Origin of the sequence: Carnobacterium sp. 17-4, from assembly GCF_000195575.1 — a bacterium.
In the GTDB taxonomy this organism is placed as follows: Bacteria; Bacillota; Bacilli; order Lactobacillales; family Carnobacteriaceae; genus Carnobacterium_B.
In genome coordinates this window covers 781,562-803,782 of sequence record NC_015391.1, presented here as the reverse complement: position 1 = coordinate 803,782, position 22,221 = coordinate 781,562, and the positions used below count along the sequence as shown (strand labels likewise).

General features: G+C 34.1%; 21 protein-coding genes. 5 read left to right on the top strand and 16 right to left on the bottom strand.

Annotated features, from left to right (window positions below):
• Positions 1-30 precede the first annotated feature (30 nt).
• The 3 genes from ptsP to CAR_RS03885 all read right to left on the bottom strand — a co-directional run bounded on the left by ptsP (position 31) and on the right by CAR_RS03885 (position 2,373).
• On the bottom strand, positions 31-1,752 hold the full coding sequence (gene ptsP, locus CAR_RS03895; protein WP_013710410.1) for a phosphoenolpyruvate--protein phosphotransferase: 1,722 nt from the start codon (positions 1,750-1,752) through the stop codon (positions 31-33).
• Positions 1,752-2,018 carry a phosphocarrier protein HPr gene (locus CAR_RS03890; RefSeq protein ID WP_013710409.1) on the bottom strand — a complete coding sequence of 89 codons (267 nt, stop codon included), beginning with the start codon at positions 2,016-2,018 and terminating at the stop codon, positions 1,752-1,754. The genes ptsP and CAR_RS03890 overlap by 1 nt, the downstream gene beginning before the upstream one ends.
• Positions 2,019-2,187: 169 nt before the next feature.
• Positions 2,188-2,373, bottom strand: a complete 186-nt coding sequence (locus CAR_RS03885; RefSeq protein WP_013710408.1) for a hypothetical protein — start codon at positions 2,371-2,373, stop codon at positions 2,188-2,190.
• A gap of 203 nt (positions 2,374-2,576) precedes the next feature.
• Between CAR_RS03885 and CAR_RS03880 the strand changes: the two genes are divergently transcribed.
• The gene (locus tag CAR_RS03880; RefSeq protein WP_041556156.1) at positions 2,577-4,820 is read left to right on the top strand and encodes an ATP-dependent Clp protease ATP-binding subunit; all 2,244 of its coding nucleotides are present in this window, start codon (positions 2,577-2,579) and stop codon (positions 4,818-4,820) included.
• Positions 4,821-4,882: 62 nt separating this feature from the next.
• Here CAR_RS03880 and CAR_RS03875 read toward each other — a convergent pair whose 3' ends face one another.
• Positions 4,883-6,256 (bottom strand): TrkH family potassium uptake protein, encoded by a 1,374-nt coding sequence (locus CAR_RS03875; RefSeq protein ID WP_041556155.1) that lies wholly within the window; start codon positions 6,254-6,256, stop codon positions 4,883-4,885.
• A 136-nt stretch (positions 6,257-6,392) separates the two neighbouring features.
• On the opposite strand from CAR_RS03875, the gene CAR_RS03870 reads away from it, so the two are divergent.
• A complete protein-coding gene (locus CAR_RS03870) occupies positions 6,393-6,674 on the top strand; it encodes a DUF1827 family protein (protein WP_013710405.1) in 282 nt (93 codons plus the stop codon).
• A gap of 153 nt (positions 6,675-6,827) precedes the next feature.
• Here CAR_RS03870 and CAR_RS03865 read toward each other — a convergent pair whose 3' ends face one another.
• The 5 genes from CAR_RS03865 to CAR_RS03845 form a co-directional block, all read right to left on the bottom strand.
• Positions 6,828-8,411, bottom strand: coding sequence for a peptide chain release factor 3 (locus CAR_RS03865; protein ID WP_013710404.1), 1,584 nt, complete (start codon positions 8,409-8,411; stop codon positions 6,828-6,830).
• Positions 8,412-8,554: 143 nt separating this feature from the next.
• Positions 8,555-9,106: a thermonuclease family protein gene (locus CAR_RS03860; protein ID WP_013710403.1), complete on the bottom strand. Its 552-nt coding sequence runs from the start codon at positions 9,104-9,106 to the stop codon at positions 8,555-8,557.
• A 139-nt stretch (positions 9,107-9,245) separates the two neighbouring features.
• On the bottom strand, positions 9,246-10,601 hold the full coding sequence (locus tag CAR_RS03855) for an FAD-dependent oxidoreductase (RefSeq protein ID WP_013710402.1): 1,356 nt from the start codon (positions 10,599-10,601) through the stop codon (positions 9,246-9,248).
• A gap of 143 nt (positions 10,602-10,744) precedes the next feature.
• Complete coding sequence (locus CAR_RS03850) at positions 10,745-11,839, bottom strand: AI-2E family transporter (protein ID WP_013710401.1); 1,095 nt, start codon at positions 11,837-11,839, stop codon at positions 10,745-10,747.
• A gap of 21 nt (positions 11,840-11,860) precedes the next feature.
• A complete protein-coding gene (locus CAR_RS03845; protein WP_041556154.1) occupies positions 11,861-12,895 on the bottom strand; it encodes a M42 family metallopeptidase in 1,035 nt (344 codons plus the stop codon).
• Between the two features lie 154 nt (positions 12,896-13,049).
• On the opposite strand from CAR_RS03845, the gene CAR_RS03840 reads away from it, so the two are divergent.
• Positions 13,050-13,484: a GNAT family N-acetyltransferase gene (locus CAR_RS03840; RefSeq protein ID WP_013710399.1), complete on the top strand. Its 435-nt coding sequence runs from the start codon at positions 13,050-13,052 to the stop codon at positions 13,482-13,484.
• A gap of 65 nt (positions 13,485-13,549) precedes the next feature.
• Here CAR_RS03840 and CAR_RS03835 read toward each other — a convergent pair whose 3' ends face one another.
• The 6 genes from CAR_RS03835 to CAR_RS03810 form a co-directional block, all read right to left on the bottom strand.
• The gene (locus CAR_RS03835; RefSeq protein WP_041556153.1) at positions 13,550-13,786 is read right to left on the bottom strand and encodes a DUF3006 family protein; all 237 of its coding nucleotides are present in this window, start codon (positions 13,784-13,786) and stop codon (positions 13,550-13,552) included.
• Entirely contained in the window at positions 13,770-14,792 is a 1,023-nt protein-coding gene (locus CAR_RS03830) for a ComEC/Rec2 family competence protein (protein ID WP_013710397.1), read from the bottom strand. The genes CAR_RS03835 and CAR_RS03830 overlap by 17 nt, the downstream gene beginning before the upstream one ends.
• A gap of 73 nt (positions 14,793-14,865) precedes the next feature.
• Positions 14,866-16,215, bottom strand: coding sequence for a magnesium transporter (gene mgtE, locus CAR_RS03825; protein WP_013710396.1), 1,350 nt, complete (start codon positions 16,213-16,215; stop codon positions 14,866-14,868).
• A gap of 46 nt (positions 16,216-16,261) precedes the next feature.
• Positions 16,262-17,173, bottom strand: coding sequence for an RluA family pseudouridine synthase (locus CAR_RS03820; RefSeq protein ID WP_013710395.1), 912 nt, complete (start codon positions 17,171-17,173; stop codon positions 16,262-16,264).
• Positions 17,163-17,975, bottom strand: coding sequence for an NAD kinase (locus CAR_RS03815; RefSeq protein WP_041556152.1), 813 nt, complete (start codon positions 17,973-17,975; stop codon positions 17,163-17,165). The genes CAR_RS03820 and CAR_RS03815 overlap by 11 nt, the downstream gene beginning before the upstream one ends.
• A 58-nt stretch (positions 17,976-18,033) precedes the next feature.
• Positions 18,034-18,693, bottom strand: coding sequence for a GTP pyrophosphokinase (locus CAR_RS03810; protein WP_041556806.1), 660 nt, complete (start codon positions 18,691-18,693; stop codon positions 18,034-18,036).
• 159 nt (positions 18,694-18,852) lie between these two features.
• Between CAR_RS03810 and CAR_RS03805 the strand changes: the two genes are divergently transcribed.
• Both CAR_RS03805 and CAR_RS03800 read left to right on the top strand, forming a co-directional pair.
• Complete coding sequence (locus CAR_RS03805; RefSeq protein ID WP_013710392.1) at positions 18,853-19,425, top strand: CYTH domain-containing protein; 573 nt, start codon at positions 18,853-18,855, stop codon at positions 19,423-19,425.
• 185 nt (positions 19,426-19,610) lie between these two features.
• Positions 19,611-20,300 (top strand): DsbA family protein, encoded by a 690-nt coding sequence (locus CAR_RS03800; RefSeq protein ID WP_013710391.1) that lies wholly within the window; start codon positions 19,611-19,613, stop codon positions 20,298-20,300.
• Between the two features lie 65 nt (positions 20,301-20,365).
• Here CAR_RS03800 and pepF read toward each other — a convergent pair whose 3' ends face one another.
• Positions 20,366-22,180 carry an oligoendopeptidase F gene (gene pepF / locus CAR_RS03795; protein ID WP_013710390.1) on the bottom strand — a complete coding sequence of 605 codons (1,815 nt, stop codon included), beginning with the start codon at positions 22,178-22,180 and terminating at the stop codon, positions 20,366-20,368.
• Positions 22,181-22,221 lie beyond the last annotated feature (41 nt).

Genomic DNA, 22,221 nt, shown 5'->3' with positions numbered 1-22,221 from the left:
AATCAATTAGATTCTTGTGCTTAACTGTCTTTATTTAGTGTACGCTTCAACAAGTTTTACAACTTCATCAGCAGTATCACAATCATTGATTGCTTTATCAGCTAACTCAGCCATTTGTTTTGTATCTAAACGTTTCATTAGACTACGTGTTTTAAGAATACTTGAAGCACTCATAGAAAATTCGTCTAGTCCTAATCCTACAAGAAGTGGCACAGCTGTTTGATCTCCAGCCATTTCTCCACACATACCAGTCCATTTTCCTTCTTTGTGAGAAGCATCAATAACATTCTTAATTAAACGCAAAATTGATGGATTGTATGGTTGGTAAAGGTAAGAAACGCGTTCGTTCATACGGTCAGCAGCCATGGTGTATTGAATCAAATCATTTGTACCAATACTGAAGAAATCAACTTCTTTAGCAAATTTATCTGCAATAATAGCAGCAGCAGGAATTTCAATCATGATACCTACTTCGATATCATTTGAAACGTCTACGCCTTCACTTACTAATTTAGCTTTTTCTTCCATAAGCATTCCTTTAGCTTGACGGAACTCTTGCAAAGTTGCAATCATAGGGAACATAATACGTAATTGTCCAAAAACAGACGCACGTAATAATGCACGCAATTGCGTTCTAAACATGTCCGGTTGTGCTAAACAAATACGAATTGCACGGTACCCTAGGAAAGGATTCATTTCGTGTGGCAATGTTAGGTAAGGCAATTCTTTATCGCCACCAATGTCCATTGTACGGACAACAACAGCTTTGCCTTCCATACCTTCTAAAACTTCTTTATAGGCTTCAAACTGAGCTTCTTCTGTAGGAAAATCAGGCGAATCCATATAAAGGAATTCTGTACGGTATAATCCAACAGCTTCCCCACCATTACTTTTTACTCCCACTAAATCTTTTGGAGTACCAATATTTGCAGCTAGTTCAATGTGCTTTCCATCTGCAGTTATTGTTGGTTCATCTTTTAATTTATCCCACTCAGCTTTTTGATCAGCAAAAGCTTTTGCTTTTTTTTCGTAAGTTTCAACATCTGTTGATTCAGGGTGAACAATTACATCGCCCTCTAAACCATCAATGATGATAAGATCTCCTTCTTTAACAAAAGAAGTGATTTCTTTCGTTCCTACAATTGCAGGAATTTCTAACGAACGAGCCATAATAGCTGAATGCGATGTACGTCCACCGATGTCTGTAACAAAGGCTTTTACAAATTGACGATTTAATTGAGCAGTATCACTTGGTGTTAAGTCATGAGCAACCACAATCACTTCTTCATCAATCATTGAAGGATTAGGTAGTTTGACACCTAACAAGTGGCTCAATACACGTTTAGTAACATCTTTGATATCGGCTGCACGTTCTTGCATGTAAGGATTATCTTCCATGCCCTCAAACATACCAATAAACATATCTGTTACTTCTTTTAAACCACTCTCTGCGTTGATCTTATTGTCAACGATCGAGCTTTCGATGCTCCCGATTAATTCTGGATCAGAAAGAACCATTAAATGAGCATCAAAAACTTGGGCTTCTTTTTCGCCTAAAGATTCTGCTGCTTTAGACCGAATGATCTCAAGTTCTTTTGATGCTTTATTTAATGCCGTTTTTAAGCGGTCAATTTCTGAATCAGAGTTCTCAACTGAAATTTTGTTGAAAGTTAAATCGGGTTCAGTTAGTAAGTAAGCTTTTGCTACTGCAATACCGTCACTTGCTGCGATCCCTTTTAATTTTTCAACCATTATTCAGCTAAGCCTTCTTTCTTCATTGTTTCTTCGATTCCTGTAAGAGCTTCAGCTTCATCTGAACCATCAGCAGAGATAACTACGTCAGCACCTTGGCCAACACCTAAAGACATAACGCCCATGATTGATTTTAAGTTTACTGATTTACCTTTATATTCTAAGTTGATATCTGAGCTATATTTGCTTGCTGTTTGTACTAATAATGTTGCTGGACGTGCATGGATACCTGTTTCAGCTACTACGTGAAATTCGCGTTTTTCCATAATTAAAAATCCCCTTTAATAAATATTATTTTTGAGAACTACATCCAGTTTTAACTGTCAATAACAATTCTTTTCAGTAAAACAATTGATACAGCCCTTACAATTTACTAGAATACCATTTTTTGCTCATTTAAACAACTATTATTTCCTAATTTTAATCTACTGCTTTTTAGATTGACCTATACCGATAAATGATATTTCCATTATGCAGAGCCTCTCCAATAATCTGTTCCTTTTTTTTATGATTAATCCAAATTTCGCGAAAAGTCATAAAATCATTTTTTTCAATTGTTATGTTGTCTACTTGACCTTGAACTAATTGATCCATCTTCATTTGCAGTTCTTCTTTTGTCATTTTAAAAACATCCTTGCTTTATTTTTTTATTTATCTTGAATATCAATAGTTTAATGGAAAATACTGAAAATTTATAGTGCCAATTACTTGAAAGCAAAAAAAGGTCAGTGTATAATAATAATCATGAAAGGTCAGTAATGGTCAATTAATTGCTTGGTCTTTTATTTTCCTAACTAACCGATTATATGAAAGGTTGTGCTGAAATGTTATGTCAAAATTGTAACCAACGAGAAGCAACTATCCATTTATATACCAATATGAATGGTCAAAAGGGTCAATTAGATGTTTGCCAAAATTGTTATCAACTTATTAAAAATGCACAAAATCGTGGAGAAATTAGAAACAATCGCACACCACAAGACCCCTTTGGTTTTGGTAACTTAGATCAATTTTTCCGTTCGATGCAAAATGCACAAAACAATAACTTCCAACAAAATAATCCTGACGTTCCTCCCACTCAAAATGGTTCAGGAGGTCAACCACCCATTAATAAGAAACCTGGTCTTTTGGGTGAATATGGAACAAGTTTAACTGAAGCAGCTAGATCAGGTGCTATTGATCCAGTTATAGGGCGTGACAAAGAAATTGAACGAGTGATTGAAATTCTAAACCGTCGTACTAAAAATAATCCTGTCTTAACCGGAGAGCCTGGTGTTGGTAAAACAGCTGTTGTTGAAGGCTTAGCACAAAAAATTGTTGACGGTGACGTTCCTCAAAAATTATTAGGTAAAGAAGTTATTCGATTAGATGTCGCTTCATTAGTTCAAGGAACTGGTATTCGTGGACAATTCGAAGAACGTATGCAGCAATTAATGGATGAATTAAAGAAAAATCCACAAATCATTTTATTTATTGATGAAGTTCATGAAATTGTTGGAGCCGGAAGTGCAGAAGGAAGTATGGATGCTGGAAATATGCTTAAACCAGCTCTTGCACGTGGTGAATTACAAATGGTTGGAGCAACAACTTTAAAAGAGTATCGTACAATTGAAAAAGACGCTGCATTAGAACGTCGTATGCAACCTGTACGTGTAAGCGAACCGTCTGTTGAAGAGACCATTACCATTCTTAAAGGTTTGCAAAAGAAATATGAAGATTATCACCACGTTCATTACACAGATGAAGCAATCACAAGCGCCGTAAATCTTTCTAATCGTTATATTCAGGATCGTTTTTTGCCCGATAAAGCAATCGATCTATTAGATGAATCAGGTTCTAAAAAGAACCTAACAATACAAGTTGTCGATCCTAAACAACTTGAAGATAAAATCGCAGAAGCTGCTCAACAAAAACAATTAGCTTTACAGCAAGAAGATTATGAAAAAGCTGCTTTTTATCGTGATCAAGCTAAAAAATTCGCTACCATGCGTGATCAGCAAAAACCAGATTCAGATGAACCTACTGTAACGGAAGAAGATATGATTGAAATCATTGAAATGAAAACAAATATTCCAGTAGGCGAATTAAAAGAAAAAGAACAAGAACAATTGCGTAATCTAGGAGAAGATTTGAAGAAACACGTTATTGGACAAGATGAAGCAATTGAAAAAGTTTCTAGGGCTATACGTAGAAATCGAATAGGGTTTAATAGTAAAAATCGTCCAATCGGTTCTTTCCTTTTCGTTGGTCCTACAGGGGTCGGAAAAACTGAATTAGCTAAACAATTAGCACTAGAACTTTTCGGTAGTAAAGATGCTTATATCCGTTTTGATATGAGTGAATATATGGAGAAACATAGTGTCTCTAAGTTGATTGGTTCTCCTCCAGGATACATTGGCTATGATGAAGCAGGTCAGTTAACTGAAAAAGTTCGCCACAATCCTTACAGCCTCATTTTATTAGATGAAGTTGAAAAAGCTCATCCAGATGTTTTGCATATGTTCTTACAAATTCTGGACGATGGCAGATTAACCGATGCTCAAGGACGTACGGTGAGCTTTAAAGACACCATTATTATTATGACAAGTAACGCGGGTACTGGAAATGTAGAAGCAAGTGTTGGTTTTGGTGCTGCCGCTTCTGGTACTCAGAAATCTGTGTTAAATCATTTAAGTGATTACTTCAAACCCGAGTTTATTAACCGTTTTGATGGAATTGTTGAATTTAACTCACTTACAAAAGAAAACTTATTGTATATTGTAGATCTATTGATAGCAGATGTGAATAATATGCTCGAACATCAAGGTATATCCATAGAAGTTGACCAGTCTGCTAAAGAAAAATTAGTAGAATTAGGTTATGATCCAAAATTAGGCGCTCGTCCTTTACGTCGTGTCATTCAAGAACAAATTGAAGATCGTATTGCTGATTTTTATCTTGATTACCCTTCTATAAAAAAATTAGTGGCAAAAACAGACCAAGAAGGAAATCTAATTGTAGAAGCAAAAGAACCTATTTTAGAAGAAACTATTGTTGAAGAAATTGAAGAACCAGAAACTGAAGATTAATCCTAAACTAAAATAAAAGAAGAGCTCACAATCAATAACTGATTGTGAGCTCTTCTTATTTTTTATCCTATAATAATTTTTTCAGTTGGGTAATGATAATTTTTATCATCTTTATGCTTAGGAACCAGCAGCATCAACATGTACAACATTCCTATTCTTCCGATAAACATTAGCACAATGATAATCAATTTGCCTACAACTGTAAGAGTAGGCGTTATACCTAATGACAATCCGGTTGTTCCAAACGCCGAAGTCACCTCTACAATGAGTGTAATCAGATCATGTGATTCACTGACACTTAACACCATGATGCTAAATAGACACAAAACCATAGACAAAATAAAAACCGTAATGGATTTTTGCACATCGTCTCTCTCAATGCGACGCTTAAATAACGAAACTTGATCATGTCCTCTAATAAAAGAAATTAAGTAAACCATCACAATTGCTAACGTAGTGGTTCGTATACCACCACCTACAGAACTAGGACTTGCTCCAATAAACATCAAAATAGAAAACAGCAACAGGCTTCCTTCACTAAAATTACCTAACGACGTTGTCATTAGTCCTGCATTTCTAGTGGTTACCGAATAAAAGAAAGAATAAAAAGCACTTTCTGTAAACGACATTCCTTTAAAAAATTGATTGTACTCTAACAGCCAAATACAAAGCGCTCCACCAAATAATAAAATAAAGAAAGAAAAAACTGTAATTTTAGTAAATAAAGAAAAACGAAAAGGCAATGTCTTTTTCAGTTTACGATACTGCAAAAAATCTTTGATTTCTAATAATACTGGAAAACCGATTCCACCTACGATGATTAAGAGCATAATAATGAGTTGAACAAAATAATCGTCATGAAAAGGAATCAGCACTTGCCCTGTAAGGTCTACCCCGACATTTGCAACTGCTGAAAAACTTGTAAAAAATCCTTGGAATAGGACTTCTTTTAATGGCCAATTTGAAAAAAAGAAAAAGTAAGTACTTAAAATCAAGCCGCCAATAAATTCAAATCCTAGAATTATAAGCACAGTATTGCGTATCAATCGAACTGTTCCGCTCAGTTTGGGTTGGTTCATATCTGTCATGATAAGTTGTCGTTGCTTTAAGGAAACTTTTTTTCTTCTAATGAGCATAAAGGAAGTAGAAACCATCATTACCCCTAAACTTCCTAACATAAATAAAAATTGCATAAGAATCACACCGGCTAGATTATAGGTTTCTCCCAAATTAATCGTAGCTAGTCCCGTTACACTAACAGTACTAACGGCTGTAAAAATCAAATCAATAAAGGATAGTTCCATCCCCGGGTTCCTAAATATAGGTAACGCCAAAAGGACGCTAGCAGCTATGACGACAATAAAATAATACAACACAATCAATTGAATAGAAGAAAATTGATTAGATAAACGAGTTATAAATTTATAAATATTCAAAAACTAACCTCCTTATGATGTATCAACGTTATCTTTTCTTAACTAGTACTAACTAAGAAGTTAAAATGTTTTGAATTGTTGTGTTTTTAATTATATAATATTTGTAACCTAACCGGTATAGAAGAGGTGAAAGATTATGAAACTAATAGACGTTACAAATAATCATTCTGAACTAGTAATGGAACAACTAGAAAATACTGACGCTAATTTTGTGAAAGTTTTTTCTCTAGGTCCTACTACTGTTATTTATTCAGGTGCTCCAACGCATAAAGATGTTCTTTTACTAAACAAAGTGCGCAATATAAAAAATGCGGAAATTAGCTTTGCGATAGAAAATATACTTGAAACAACATTAGACAATGTTGACATCTTGCATGCGCCACATATTGTTGAATTATCTATTCCTGTTTACGATTAATCTTTTCATTTACATCTATTTAAAGCTACAGTTCAACTTTAATGGTTACTACCTTTTATTTCAAGCACTCTTTTAAAGATATTTATCATTTTTACAATCAAAAAAAAACAAGCCGTTCTAAGTTAAAACAGAATGGCTTGTTTTTTTGTTGTTTTATAGTAACGACGTTAATTCAACATCCGGATATTTATCCGCAAACCAACGAAGCGCAAATTGATTTTCAAACAAGAACAATGGATTGTTAAAACGGTCACGTACCAATAAATTACGACTGGAAGACATATTCTCATCTAAATCTTCTGGTTTGATCCAACGTGCAATTTTATTCCCCATTGGTGACATGATGATTTCTGAATTGTATTCATTTAACATTCTGTATTGAAAAACTTCAAATTGCAATTGTCCAACTGCTCCAACAATGTAATCTTCCGTATGGAATGTTTTGTACAATTGAATAGCTCCTTCTTGAACCAGTTGTTGCACACCTTTATGAAATGATTTTTGTTTCATAACATTTTTAGCCTGAACTTTCATGAACATTTCTGGAGTGAATTGAGGAAGTTTTTCGTATTCTATATTTAATTTATCTCCAAAAATCGTATCGCCAATTTGGAAATTCCCAGTATCATAAAGTCCGATAATATCCCCTGCTACAGCGTGTTGCACAACTTCGCGTGTTTCAGCCATAAACTGGGTTGAATTTGATAGTTTCATTTTTTTATTTGTTCTCGCTAAAGTAACATCAATTCCACGATCAAAGATCCCTGAACAAATACGCACAAAAGCAATCCGATCTCGATGGGCAGGATTCATATTAGCTTGGATTTTAAATATAAAACCAGAAAATTCATTTGTTGTCGGTTCAATTTTTTCACCATCCGTTGCAATGTGAGCTGATGGACTTGGTGCAAAATTAATAAACGTATTTAAGAATGTTTCTACTCCGAAATTAGTTAATGCTGACCCAAAGAATACCGGTGTTAATTTCCCAGCAGCAATTTTTTCTTCTGAAAATTCATTACCCGCTTCATTCAACAATTCAATATCCTCCAAAGCTTGAGTATATAAACTAGAAGCTTTAAGAGGATGATCGCCTTCGATTTCTCCATCTTTATTCAACTTGATGACTTTTTGTCCATTTAAACCATTAATTTCAGGACGATGCACTTCAATCGTTTTGTTGTAGTTATCATAAAGTCCTAAAAGACCTTTTCCCATACCGATAGGCCAATTCATTGGATAAGAATCAATTTCTAATACTTCTTCCAATTCTTCTAATAAATCAAGTGGTTCTCTTCCATCACGGTCCAATTTATTAATGAACGTGAAAATTGGAATACCACGCATGCGACAAACTTTAAATAGTTTTTTTGTTTGAGGCTCAATACCCTTTGCACTGTCAATAACCATTACTGCGCTATCAACGGCCATCAATGTACGATACGTGTCTTCAGAAAAGTCTTCATGTCCTGGTGTATCTAAAATATTGATTCTTTTGTCCTTATAATCAAATTGCATCACAGAGCTGGTTACAGAAATCCCACGTTGTTTCTCAATTTCCATCCAATCTGATTTAGCAAATTTCCCTGATTTTTTCCCTTTGACCGTACCAGCTTGACGAATCGCTCCACCAAATAACAATAATTGTTCTGTGATGGTCGTTTTACCTGCATCCGGATGGGAAATAATTGCAAATGTTTTTCGTGATTCTACTTCATCTTTTAAATAGCTTTCCATTCATTATCCCTCATTTAAGTCTTTTTATTTATTCTAATTCAATCTTTAATTACATACTTAGGTAATGCGAATACCTTAATCTGGCAGTCTATCTCATTAACTCAATTATTATAGCATATTTAGTATTGTATTTTATACCTTATTCACTTTTTATTAAATCCATATTCTCCAACATAACCGTCAATAGACCAGATATTTACATTTGCTGCTTCTGCTTCTTGCTCTGCTTCTTCAAGCTTATTCAAGTAAAGCTCATCTCCATTTTCATACCCTACACGCGCTAATCCTTTTTCAACCATCACTTCTTGTATCAATTCTCCATCTGCGTAAAGATAAGCCAATACACGTTCATAGTCATCTATTTTTTCATGAGTAGGGTCATATTCTATCGATAATTTTTTTCCTTCTAAATAATTCGTTAAAAAGTCTTTCGCTTCTGTACCATATGGCTGTGCAGAACCCGTTTTTGTCGTGCTACTTTCTGGAGTGTCAATCAACAATAACCGCAACTTCTTTTCTTCACCATCTTCAGTATAGACTATTGTATCTCCGTCAATCGTTCTGACCAACTCAATAGCTGTTTGATTCTCTGTTACTGTATCAGGTGTTTCTTGCTGTTGTTCGATAACAAACGATCCTGTAAAAAAAAGAATAAGCGCAATAATACCAGAAAAGATTTTCTTGTTCATTTTCATAGTTGAACCTCCAATTTAAATGCTTATAAAAAGGGTCTGAGATTATCTGTCTCAGACCCTTTCCTATTTTATTATGAATCTTTTTAACTATCAAGCTTCAAAGATTTTAACGCTTTTACACATTAATTCATACGTTAGATTATTTAGCTAATTGGTCTTCTTGATCACATGCAGCTTGAGCCAAAATGTTCAAGTAGTTCCAAGGACGGTCAAAATAAGGTTGGAAGAAGAAATCAACATATGCTAAATCTTCAATGGTCATTTTATTTTGAATAGCTAATGAAAGTGTGTTAGCAGAAGCTGTCACATCATATTTAGACATGATTTGTCCACCAACGATGCGGTTTGTTCCTACTTCATAAACTAATTTCATCATAACTTCTTCAGTTGTCGGCATAAATTCTGGACGGTAGTTGTCTTTAACAAATACAGCACGAACATCTAGACCAAAGTGTGCAGCACTATTAACGTTTACCCCAGTTGAACCAATGTTATATCCAAACAAGTAAAGACCTGAAGTCGATTGTGTTCCTCTATATCTTACTTTAGGTTCAATGATGTTTTTCCCTACTAAAGTACCCATACGAACAGCATTCGTTGCTAAAGGAATATAAGCAGCACCGCCATTTGGATTGTAATGAACTGCACAACTGTCTCCAGCTGCATAGATATCTTTATCACTTGTTCTCATGTAATCATCAACAAGGATTGCGCCATTTGGCATCATGTCAACTTTACCTTTTAACAATTCATTGTTTGGACGGAAGCCAACACATAGAATAACTAAATCTGCTTCATATTCTCCTTTTGGAGTTGTGACAGATTTAACAGAACCATTTTCATCAGCATTAAAAGAAGTAACAGCTTGGTTCAATGCTAATTTAATTCCGCGTTCTTCTAAAGTGCTTTCTAATACATCTGTAAATTCTGGATCTAAGTATTTGTTAAGAATACGGTCTAATCCATCAATTAAAGTTACTTGTTTACCTGATTGTTCAAATGCTTCTACTAATTCAATCCCGATGTATCCTCCACCAACAATTACTACTTTTTTAGCTGTTTGGTTTTGTTTGATGACTTCTTCTGCTTGATTGTAATTTTTACATAATAAAACATTTTTAGTTTCGATACCAGGAATTGGAGGTGTAATAGGCCAAGATCCAGTTGTATTTACTAATTTGTCGTAAGTTTCTTCAAATACTTCTCCAGTATTCATATCTTCTACAACTACTTTTTTAGCTACAGTATCAATGCTTTTAACATTGTGTTCCATTTTAATATTAGCACCCATTTGAGTTAATTCTTCAGGGTTTGAATAGAATAGTCCAGCAGGATCTTTTACAACTCCACCAACATACATTGCAATTCCACAAGATAAGAACGAAACATTGTCATTTCTTTCAAAAACAGATACTTCCACAGACGGATTTTCTTTTAAGATTGTTTTAACAGCTGAGGTACCAGCATGTGTACATCCGATAACGACTACTTTCATTATTTGTATCCTCCTATAAGGCCATTTAAATTATGTGACTGCATTCATTCCCCACAAAAAAAATTGTGATATAGTGTTCATGCTTTCACTCTGAACACTATATCACAAACTCTATAAAGAAAACAACAATTTATATGATTTTTTTAAGTTGAAGCATGTTTTTTTCTTATCATAAACATATCTCTTAAATAGACAACAATCGTCTTAACCACTGCATATGTTGGAACTCCTAAGATCATGCCAAGAATTCCTGCGATGTTTCCTGCAACTAACAACAAGACGATAATCGTTAATGGATGGATTGATAATGTTTTCCCAATCACATTTGGTGAAATAAATGCACTGTCAATTTGTTGTACCACTAATACTACGAGCGCTACCAGTAAAGCTTGTGTTGGAGAAATCGTTAAAGCGATAAAGACTGCAGGGGCTGCCCCAATATATGGACCGATATAAGGAATAATATTGGTAACTCCTGCAATGATCCCTAACAATAATCCGTAAGGCATTCCTGTAATCAAATAACCTAAATAGGTAAATATTGCTACAAATAAGCAAACTAAGGCTTGCCCACTAATATAAGAAGCAATGGTTTCATTCATTTGTCCTAATAATTCAATCATTTGACCTCTATACTCTTTTGGAAAAAATTTAGCCACCGCTGGTCGAAAATGTTTCCCATCTTTAAACATATAAAATAAGATGATCGGCACAGTGAAAATGACGATTGTAGTGTTCGCCAACGCTCCTACTAAAGTTCCAACACTTGCAGTCAATGTTGTGAAAATTGTATTGGCAATATTTTCAATAGAGAGATCCATAGTACCTAAACTTTTTTCTAAATCAAAGTTTTCAAGCATTGGTCCTTGTAAAAGTTCATTAGAAAAATCTTCTAGTGTTTTTAAAAATGACGGTATACTTGTAATTAATTGCCCGACTTGTTCTATTAAATTAGGAATAACTGAAACAGCTAAAAATGCTACAAAACCAAGAAATAATAGAAAAACGATGATGATTCCATATTTTCGTTTGATTTTAATTTTTTCTAATTGGCCAATTACTGGATTTAATAAGTAATATAAAAAACCTGCTACAATAAGTGGTGTAAACAATGTTGAAACAAATGTTGTCAATGGTTGAAAAATAAACTCAATTTTAGTGCTCATAAATATTAATGTTGCACTAACTAATAGCCAAACTGTCCAAAACATTAATTTTGATTTTTTAAAATAATCCATAAAAAAGTTATTCCTCTCCGGTTAATCTAGCATACTGCTCATTAGATACTGCTCAATCAATTGTTCTGTTGCTGCGATTGATTCCTCATGGGTTCTTTCATAAGCATGGCTAGCTTCGATTCCTGCACCTACTAGCGCATGACGAACATCAGCCCCAGCTTTCATTGCTGCTGAAGCATCACTCCCGTAAAAAGGATAAATATCGAGTTGGTAAGGTATTCCTTTATCTTCACAAATTTGAGTTAATTTTTTTCTCATTTCATAATGATAAGGGCCACTTCCATCTTTAACACATATGGACACAGAATATTCGTCAGTTTGTTGATCGTCTCCCATCGCACCCATATCAACTGCTAAATATTCGACCACTTTATCAGAGATATTTGAATTCCCTCCATACCCAATTTCTTCATTCGTTGATATATAAAAGTGAGTTGTATAAGGCAGGTTTATTTTTTCAATACTTATTTTTTTTAAAAATTGCAATAGTATAGCTACACTTACTTTGTCATCTAAATGACGCGATTTAATATAGCCGTTAGCTGTGATCTCAGTTCTAGGATCAAAACTGATAAAATCCCCGATAGAAATACCAAGTGCTTTTGTTTCCTCTATAGTGTGAACCTTCTCATCGATCCGAACTTCCATATTCTCTTGGTTTCTCTCAGCAGTTCCTGCATCTTTATAAACGTGTACACTAGTTTGGTGCATCAAGATCGTACCAGATATATTCCCTTTAGCTGTATGTATCGTACAATACTCACCTTCAATAGCGTTGTAACGAAACCCACCAATTAAATCTAATTTAAGACGTCCATTGGGTTTAATTGCTCTTACCATAGCACCTAATGTGTCCACATGCGCCGTTACAAACCGTTGTTTTTGATGGTCTATTCCCTTTACGGTAACCATTAAACTGCCTTTATTTGTTTTTTTTGCTTCATATCCTATTTGCTTTAAATAGTTTTCGATAAAAGCGATAATTTCATACGTATTACCTGTTGGAGAAGGGATTTTTGTTAATTTTTCAACCAGTTGAATCGTTTTTTCATTCATTACATTAACCACCATTCCTATGAATTATACTCTTTAGTATAATTCATTCATTGAAATAAATAAAGAAGCTATGAATAAAAGCTGTAGCTGTTTTCTTATAGATTCCTTTTATTAGTTATGGTACGATTTCAACTACGTAGAAAGAAGGGGTATTATGGAATTTATTTGGACAACGGATTTAAGCTCTAACAATTATAAAGATGCTATAAAAATCAGAAAAAAAGTATTTGTAGAAGAACAACTTGTTCCACCAGAATTAGAAATTGATGACTTAGAAGATCAAACTTTACATGTCATCGGCTATTTAGAAAATAAGGCAGTTTCCACAGCAAGGATCTACAAAAAAAACACAACTACATTCAAAATCCAACGAGTGGCTGTTTTAATGGACTTCCGTAAAAAGAATTTAGGTCATGAATTAATGGTAGAAATAGAACGGTATGCTAAAACAAAGAAATTTAATACACTAATGCTTGATGCACAGGATCATGCTTTAACTTTTTATGAAAAATTAGGTTACCAAGTTGAAGGTGAAGGTTTTATGGATGCGGGCATCCCCCATCATTTGATGATTAAAAAGCTGGATTAATCATCAAATGAATCCTGTACAACCCAAAAAGCACTGAAAAACATAAGATGTTTTTCAGTGCTTTTTTATCGTTTTTTTTTTAAAAGGTTTGCTCTCTTTTGCTTCATTTTTGCAAGCCTCTCATCTGTTTCTTCTTTTAAATGTTTGATAGCAATAACTCGACCACCATCGATAGTCACTTCATACAACTCACCAATGTGGTAATTTTCTGGTAAGCGATCTTTTTTCACATGAACTGAAGGCCCTTCATCAGGTATGAACCGAGCCAATTCACCTTCTATTTCTTCAAGCACCATCTTCATCAGGATTCTCTCCCTTTTCAGTTTGAATACTATAGGTTCCATCTTCATCAACAGTTAAGGTAATCGTACCATATTCGATTGTTCCATAAATCGGAATAGCTAGTTTTTTTAATCGGCCAATCGCTTCTTCACCAGGATGTCCATAGCTGTTCGATTCTCCTGCTGAAAAAACCGCAAACTCAGGTTGACTTGCCTGAACCCATTCTTCACCAGTGCTGGTGTCTGATCCATGATGTCCCATTAAAATGAAATCTGCTGTTACATCTGCTCCAGATTCAACAATTTCTTTTTCAATACTTTGAGAAGTATCCCCACTAAATAATCCACTTACTTGATTAACAGTAATTTTCGTCACAATCGAATCATCATTTTGATCATTATCGGACTGATCGTTAGGGCTTAGTACATCGATTTGAAAAGGTCCTACTTGATGCTTTTCTCCAGTTTTAGGTTCAGTATAGACTGCATTACTTGCGTCTACAGCATCTAATACCCGCTCGTAAATTTTACTGGTGGCATCATTTCCATTCATCCAGACTTCTTTCACATCATAATAATTGATGATAAGATCTCCATACCCAATATGATCTGAATCATTGTGGGTGAAAATAAGAAGATCAATCGTTCCGCCTGTTCCAACATATTCATCTAGTTGTTGAATAATTTTCTTATCTTTGTCTTCATAACGACCGCTATCTATTAAAATAGTTGTGCCGTCTTTTGCTTGAATAAGAGTTGCTGACCCCTGATTTGCATCTAAAAAACGGATCGTTGTTTCTTGATTTTTTGCTTTATCCACTTCTTCTTTTTCTTCTGGTTGAAAAATTGTGATCAGTTCTTCTTTAAACTGCTCTATTTTCCCCCCCAAAGAAAGATTAGACTGCTTATTTTCTCCTAGAAATAATCCCGTAAAGAAAACTAACAAGAGTACGACACCAGCGGAAATTAATTTTGTTCTTTGTTCTTTTTGTTTTTTTGTGATTTTTTTTTTCTTTCTATTTGCCACAAATGTTCATCCTCTTCTAGCGAAAATACTTCTATCTTGTTTTAGTTAAATTTACTATTTCAATAATGCATTTCTAGACTAAATAATTCATAAATAATGCAGCAATATTAAAGTATATCAGCACACTAGTTAAATCTGTGAGTGTCGTGATAAATGGGCCACTGGCCACTGCCGGATCAAATCCTATTCTTTCCATTAAGATAGGTATAAAACTACCAGCAAGGTTGGCAATTGTGATAGCTGCTAGCATTGCAATACCAATTACTAATCCTAAAATATAATTTTGTTGCCATAGTCCTACTGCTAAAAAAATCGTAACTCCCGTCACAACACCGGTAATTAAACCGGAAGCTATTTCACTCAAAATCAGTTTTCTAAAACTTCTTTTGTTATCGTCACTATCTGCTAATTTACGAACAGCTACAGCTAACGATTGAGTTCCTGCATTACCTGCAGTTCCTGTGATCAATGATATAAATACGGCTAAAATACTTGCCTCACTGATCATTTCCTCATAATTACTGATTAAAGTGGACGTGCCAATGCCAAGAAATAATAATATGATTAACCATGGAAGTCTTTTTGAAGCAACAACAAATGGATTTTCAGATTTTTCATCGACATCGACCCCAGCCAAACCAGAGTAATCGCTGGCAGCTTCATCATTAATTACATCAATAATATCATCAATCGTAATAATCCCAATTAAACGTTCTTCATTATCTACTACTGGAATAGCTAAAAAGTCATAGTCTTGCATTGTACGCGCAACATCTCTTTGGTCATCATTCACATTGACGTACACTAAACGGTCCCCCATGATGTCAGAGATCATTTCATCATCTTCATGTACGATTAAATCTCTTAGTGAAATTACACCCACTAATTTTCTATTCAATTCTACCACGTAGACATAGTAAATCGTCTCAGCTTCTGGTGCTTTCTTTTTTAAAATAGCCATCGCTGATTTTATTGTTTGATTCGCAAAAATAGAAATGTATTCGGTTGTCATTATTGAACCTGCAGTATCGTCTTCATAATTCAATAATTTTTTAATTCCGTCCGAATCCTCTGATGGCATTAAATTTAAATATTTTTTTATCGTTGCTGGTTCTAATTGATTCAACATATCTACTGCGTTATCTCTGTACATCTCGCTTAACATATCTGCAGCATACTGAGGATTCATTTCTTCTAAATATTTTTCAACTGACTCTTCTTCTTCCTCAAGAATCTCAAACATATCTGCCATTTCTTTAGGAGATAAAAAGTTGTATAAGTTTAATCGTTCATTGTCTGATAAAGAAAGATACACTTGGCTTTGTTCGTAAACGTGCAAGTCTAAAAAATTTTCTCTAAATAAGGTAATATCATGGGTAATCAAATAACCTTTTAATTGTTCTATTTGCTCTTCAAATTCCATTTGTACTTCTTTCAAGGGCTACACACCCCTTTCTATGTTCGTTCCATTAACTATTAACCTTTTGCTGTTCATGTTGATGTAGCCATTGGGTAATATCTTCTGGGTAACCAAGTTCAAGATTTATTTGTTCATTTGTAAAAGGATGACTAAAATTCAGTTCTCTGCAATGCAGTGCCTGCCTGGTTATCCAATTATTTTTTTCACCACCATATAAGTCATCACCCATTAATGGATGACCTATATGGGTAAAATGCACCCTAATTTGATGGGTCCTGCCGGTGTGCAATTGAATATCAACTAAAGTAGCTTGTGGAAAAGATCCTTTGATCCAATATTCAGTTAATGCTTCTTTTCCAGATTCATGAGCTCTTCGAGTAATAATTGAATCGGTTGTTCGTGCGATTGGCGCATCAATAAATCCGTGTTCAGCTTTATCCAACTGTCCACTGATTAATGCCGTATACTTTTTTGTAATTTCTTTGGCTCTTAATTTAGCATCCATTAGTGCATGTGCATATCCATGTTTAGCAAACAACATAAGGCCTGTGGTGTCACGGTCGAGTCGAGTCACAATATGAATAACCTGATCAGCGTAATTTTGACGTACGTAATAACCCTTGACGCGATTAGCCATAGTTCCTTCAGGATGTACTTGAGAAGGGACTGAAGCTACTCCATAAGGCTTATTTACAACCAAATAGTGATCATCTTCATATACGATGTCAATCGGAATATTTATAGGGACTGTTGTTTCATGAGGCGCTTCATCAGGGATGGTAACTTGCACAATATCTTTGTCTTTTAAAAGATAGCGTACCGTTACTTCCGTTTCATTGACTTCGATTTTTCCTCCATGAAATTTTATTTTTGCTAGTAAACTACGTGAAATACCCTTTGTTTTTAGAAATGACTTCACTTGTAAACTAGTTGGCAACTCATAACTCCAACTAAATTTCATATTTTTTTTTCGCTCCAATAAAAGCATCTTCAACTCGACTCCAGAAATGAGTATGTCTGTATCGAGCAAAGTGAATGCGTTCTTTCGCAATGCTATAAGTTAATTCAGTGATATTCTTCTCAGAAGAGGTCAACTGGTCAATCGTTAAAACAAACCCTTCCGTAGTAAGTGGTTTTATTCTAATCCATTCATCTCGTGCCACAATTAACGGAGAACCCAAGATGCGAAAAACGCGATTATTAATTGGTGCAATTTCAGTCAACTGCAGTGCTTCAAGACGTGGATGGATAACAGCTCCTCCAACAGACTTATTGTAACCTGTTGAACCAGTAGGCGTTGAGATACACATCCCATCTCCCCTAAACCGCTCAAACAACTCGTCCTTTATAAAGACATCACACACCATAGTGCCGTCTATACGTTTCATTGTTGATTCATTTAATGATAAAAAGTGAGAAGGTTCCTTTTGTCCTTGATATGTCACTTTTACATCAAGTAACGGGTAACTGACACTTTCACCTTTATCTTTCAGAAGACTTGCTACGAGATCTTCTAGTTCATAGTCTCGCCAATCGGTATAAAAGCCTAAATGCCCTGTATGTACGCCCACAAAGCGGACTTGATCAAGCATATGGGCATACCTGTGAAATGCAGACAACAACGTTCCATCTCCACCAATCGTTACAACGACATCTGGATTTTTATCATCTAACTGAAGACGGTTTTTCAAGCAGAGTATACGAAATTGTTCGGCTAATTTTAAAGATTGCTCAACATTATTATTGACTACTGCTATTTTCAATGTTGTCCCCCCTTTTTTCATTTAAACATGTTGCTACTGCAGCTTCAATCAATATGCACTAAACAAAGTCATTGTTTTCCGGTGCTTTATTGATAGCTGTTCTTTTATTATGAGAAAACAGATGCTGTGCTTCTTGGATTTCTTCTCTAATTTGAGACATTTCTTCGTCTAATTGAAAAGCGGCTTCTGCTGCTCTTTTTAACCGGACATTGATGTCATCCGGAAACTCACCTTGATATTTGTAGTTTAATGAATGTTCAATCGTTGCCCAAAAATTCATAGCTAACGTCCGTACTTGTATCTCAACAAGGATTCTTTTTTCACCATGAATTAATTGCACTGGGTATTCGAACACAACATGATAGGAACGGTAACCACTTTCTTTCTTATTTGTGATATAATCTCGTTCTTCTATTATTTTCATGTCTTTCCGATTTCTTAACAAACTAACAACTTCATGAATATCCTCTACAAATTGACACATGATTCTTAGTCCTGCTATATCTTGCATTTCAGTCTCTAAATTTTCAAAAGAAATATTCCTTAATGCAGCTTTTCCAATAATACTATTCACTGGCTTTACTCTTCCAGTGACAAATTCAATTGGTACGTGCATGTTGCTTCTACTGTATTCTTTGCGAATACCTTTTAATTTAATTTTCAACTCTTCAACAGCCTGATTATAAGGTGTTAAAAATTTTTCCCAATTTTGATCCATCATTTTATACCCTCTTTTAGGAACTTATGATTTACACTATTTAAAGTGTGATACGGCTTCATTTTACCATATTTACCCTAAAAGAAGAAATATACTAAAATAGAAATTAAATGATAAAATAAATAGACTCACTAAATTGATTTAAAAGGAGAACAACTAATGGCTCAGCAAGTAGAAATTGAATTTAAAAATAGTTTAACAAAAAAAGAATATATCAATTTATTAAAGGATTTAAACCTGTCTGAAAATGATGGTTACGTTCAAGAAAATTATTATTACGATACTAAAGATTGGAAACTAAAAAATAGAAACTCGGCTTTACGTATTCGTTTATTTTCAACTTCTGCTGAATTAACCTTAAAAACACCTCTTGGGGAAGATTTATTAGAAACAACTGACTCTTTATCATTAAAAGAAGCAAAGCAATTTTTAAACTCGCAGTCTATTAAAACAGATGGCTATGTAGCAGCTAAACTTGCTGAACTACAGATTCATCCAGAAGATTTGTATGTATTCGGATCGTTAATAACAAAGCGGTGTGAAAAAAAGATTACTCAAGGACTTATCGTATTGGATGAGAGTTCATATGGTACAAAAAAGGATTATGAATTAGAATTTGAAGCGGCCTCTCGTAAAATGGGGAAAGTTTATTTTGAGCAGTTTTTAAAGAAGCATTCAATCAAAAAGAGACCCACCAAGAATAAAATTGTTCGAATGATGGAATCAATATAGTAGTTTATCAACGCTATTAAAGTATTTCATATAAAATGTGGCGACTTTGTTACAACTTATACGAAATTTTGTCCAAAATCAAGCCCCTTTATTATATTTTTTTAGCTATTTTTGATAAAGTGTATTTGTTAACAAAATAGACCACGTATATAAAAATCAAAATACTAAGGCTAAGGTGAAGATAAATGTTCTCAACTACAACACGTACTAAAAATGAATCCACTCATAATGAAATGATTGAAATTTATTTATTTATTAATCCAATTGACTCAAGTTGCTTACAAGCTGAAAAAGAAGTTTTAGACTTTGTTGAAAAATCTACTGGTAAAATACAAATTCACTTTATTCCAATTCATAATTTAAGTACCGTTACTCAGTATCTATCTACAAATAATTTATCAAAAAATGATTTAAAGTTACGTAATGCTATATGTTCTGTGACTTACGATATTTGTCTTTATTATTCTGCTGCTACTATGCAAGGAAAGAAAAAAGGACGCAATTTTTTACTAGAACTACAACATGCACTAATTGAACAAAATGAATCTTATTCAGAAACTCTTGTTTTAGAAGCAGCTAAAAAAGCTAAATTAGATATTCCAATGTTTCTTGAAGATAAAGAATTAGAATTCACAAAAACTTCTTTTGAAGCTGATCAAAAAGTAGCTCGTGAAATGAATGCTTTTAACGCTCCTTCTTGTGTACTATTTAGTGATCATCATAAAGATCATGGTTTCTTGATTGAAGAAGGTATCACAGTTGAATTACTTCAAGCCTTGCATAACCCTAACCCATTGATCGTCGAAGCAAGAAATCAAATGATTTCTAAAAAAGGTATTCGTTCAATTAATAAAGCTTCATTACAAGTACTGTAATCTTTAATTTTTCAATCTACACATCAAAAAAAACTGAGCCAGTTGGCTCAGTTTTTTTTCGTTTTTTACTTTAAGGTTTCAATAAGCTCTTCTAATTCATTTAATCTAGATTCAAAAACTTTCATAGCATCTTCTAGATAGGTTTTCTTAGTCATGTCTACCCCTGCTTTTTTCATTACCTCAATAGGATAATCACTGCTTCCAGATTTCAAATAATTTAAATAGTTGTCTAAAGCGCCTTCTTCACCTTTAACGATCTTATCGGCTAAAGCTGTAGCAGCTGAAAAGCCTGTTGAATATTGATAAACATAGTAATTGTAATAAAAATGAGGTATTCTAGTCCATTCGAAAGCAATTTCAGGATCTCTTACAACATCTGGCCCGTAATAACGGGCATTTAGATCACCGTAATAATTTGATAAAAACTCACTTGTTAAAGGTGTTCCCTTTGCATCTTCTTCATGAATAAAATGTTCGAATTCCGCGAACTGAGTTTGTCTAAATATAGTTCCTTTAAATCCATCTAAATAGTGATTCAGCACATAAGCTCTAACTTTTGGATCTTTTTGTGTTTCTAATAAATAATCTGTTAAAATATTTTCATTTGTAGTGGAGGCTATTTCTGCTAAGAAGATAGAATAATCACCATAGACATAGGGTTGATTCGTTCTTGTATAATAGCTGTGAACACTATGACCTAGTTCATGGACCAGCGTATACAAATGATTTAAAGAGTCATGCCAGTTTAATAAGATGTAAGGATTCGTATCGTATGATCCAGAAGAATAGGCACCGCTTCTTTTCCCTTCATTTTCAACACTATCGATCCAACGATTATTAAATGCTTTTTTCAGTACAGATAAGTACTCTTCACCAAGCGGTTCCAACGCTTTTAATGTTTCTGCTTCAGCATCTTTATACGTATATTTAATTCCTGCTTCACCACTTATTGGAGTATACATATCATACATATGAAGTTCTTCTACCTCTAGCAGCTCTTTTCTCAAAGCAACATAACGATGCAGCAAAGGTAAATGTTCATGAACAACATCTAATAATGTATCATGTACAGCTTCTGGTATATGATTGTTGCTTAATGCTTTCTCACGTGCAGATTGATAGTGATGAACTTTAGCATTGTAATTATGGTATTTAACATGTGAAGAGAGGGTACTTGAAAAAGTATTCTGTAAACCTTCATACACCTTATACAGGTGTTTGAAAGCTGATTCGCGAACAGAACGATCTGTACTTTCCATTAATTGTCCATATACACCGTGTGATAACTGAATATCGTTTCCTTCTTCGTCCTTAATGGTTGGGAAAGTTATATCTGCATTATTTAAAATGTTAAATGTGCGGCTTGAAGCATTAAAAATTTCTCCTGCCCCTGCTAACAATGCTTCTTCATTGGCACTCAAAACGTGTTTTCTAGCAGCTGTTAATTGCTCGATAAAATGTTTGTAAATTGCTAAATCTTCATTCTCACTAAAATAGTGGGCTATTTTTTCTTCTGACAATTCTAAAACTTCAGGTTCAAACCACGAAATGGCTTCGTTAGCCTGTGTAGCTAATTTACTGGCTTGTTCATACATTCCTTGATAGATTGAGTTTGTTGTGTCTTGATCATTTTTTAATTGAGCATAGACATACAATGTTTCCAATTGATTTGATAAATCTAAAATAGATTGAATAACTTTTAAAAACCTGTCTGATCCGTTATCAAGTGTTCCTTTATAAGATGTAACAAATCCTATTTTATCTTCAAGTTCTTTATAAGATTTTTTGAAGTCATCATCGGATTGAAAAATAACTTCTAGATTCCATGTCAATTCATTAGGTACTTCATTTCTTATTGGCAGTTTTTTTGATTTACTCATTAAAAGACCTCCTCGGAATTATCTTATCTTTAATCTTACCA

What these genes read in the sequence shown, in the direction of transcription:
- CAR_RS03805 (WP_013710392.1), top strand. Translation starts at nt 18,853, where the DNA reads ATGGCTCAGCAAGTAGAAATTGAATTTAAAAATAGTTTAACAAAAAAA.
- CAR_RS03800 (WP_013710391.1), top strand. Translation starts at nt 19,611, where the DNA reads ATGTTCTCAACTACAACACGTACTAAAAATGAATCCACTCATAATGAA.
- CAR_RS03845 (WP_041556154.1), bottom strand. Translation starts at nt 12,895, where the DNA reads ATGAATGAAAAAACGATTCAACTGGTTGAAAAATTAACAAAAATCCCT.
- CAR_RS03890 (WP_013710409.1), bottom strand. Translation starts at nt 2,018, where the DNA reads ATGGAAAAACGCGAATTTCACGTAGTAGCTGAAACAGGTATCCATGCA.
- pepF (WP_013710390.1), bottom strand. Translation starts at nt 22,180, where the DNA reads ATGAGTAAATCAAAAAAACTGCCAATAAGAAATGAAGTACCTAATGAA.
- CAR_RS03885 (WP_013710408.1), bottom strand. Translation starts at nt 2,373, where the DNA reads ATGACAAAAGAAGAACTGCAAATGAAGATGGATCAATTAGTTCAAGGT.
- CAR_RS03865 (WP_013710404.1), bottom strand. Translation starts at nt 8,411, where the DNA reads ATGGAAAGCTATTTAAAAGATGAAGTAGAATCACGAAAAACATTTGCA.
- CAR_RS03835 (WP_041556153.1), bottom strand. Translation starts at nt 13,786, where the DNA reads ATGAAGATGGTGCTTGAAGAAATAGAAGGTGAATTGGCTCGGTTCATA.
- CAR_RS03870 (WP_013710405.1), top strand. Translation starts at nt 6,393, where the DNA reads ATGAAACTAATAGACGTTACAAATAATCATTCTGAACTAGTAATGGAA.
- CAR_RS03840 (WP_013710399.1), top strand. Translation starts at nt 13,050, where the DNA reads ATGGAATTTATTTGGACAACGGATTTAAGCTCTAACAATTATAAAGAT.
- ptsP (WP_013710410.1), bottom strand. Translation starts at nt 1,752, where the DNA reads ATGGTTGAAAAATTAAAAGGGATCGCAGCAAGTGACGGTATTGCAGTA.
- CAR_RS03850 (WP_013710401.1), bottom strand. Translation starts at nt 11,839, where the DNA reads ATGGATTATTTTAAAAAATCAAAATTAATGTTTTGGACAGTTTGGCTA.
- CAR_RS03880 (WP_041556156.1), top strand. Translation starts at nt 2,577, where the DNA reads ATGTTATGTCAAAATTGTAACCAACGAGAAGCAACTATCCATTTATAT.
- CAR_RS03860 (WP_013710403.1), bottom strand. Translation starts at nt 9,106, where the DNA reads ATGAAAATGAACAAGAAAATCTTTTCTGGTATTATTGCGCTTATTCTT.
- CAR_RS03820 (WP_013710395.1), bottom strand. Translation starts at nt 17,173, where the DNA reads ATGAAATTTAGTTGGAGTTATGAGTTGCCAACTAGTTTACAAGTGAAG.
- mgtE (WP_013710396.1), bottom strand. Translation starts at nt 16,215, where the DNA reads ATGGAATTTGAAGAGCAAATAGAACAATTAAAAGGTTATTTGATTACC.
- CAR_RS03810 (WP_041556806.1), bottom strand. Translation starts at nt 18,693, where the DNA reads ATGGATCAAAATTGGGAAAAATTTTTAACACCTTATAATCAGGCTGTT.
- CAR_RS03855 (WP_013710402.1), bottom strand. Translation starts at nt 10,601, where the DNA reads ATGAAAGTAGTCGTTATCGGATGTACACATGCTGGTACCTCAGCTGTT.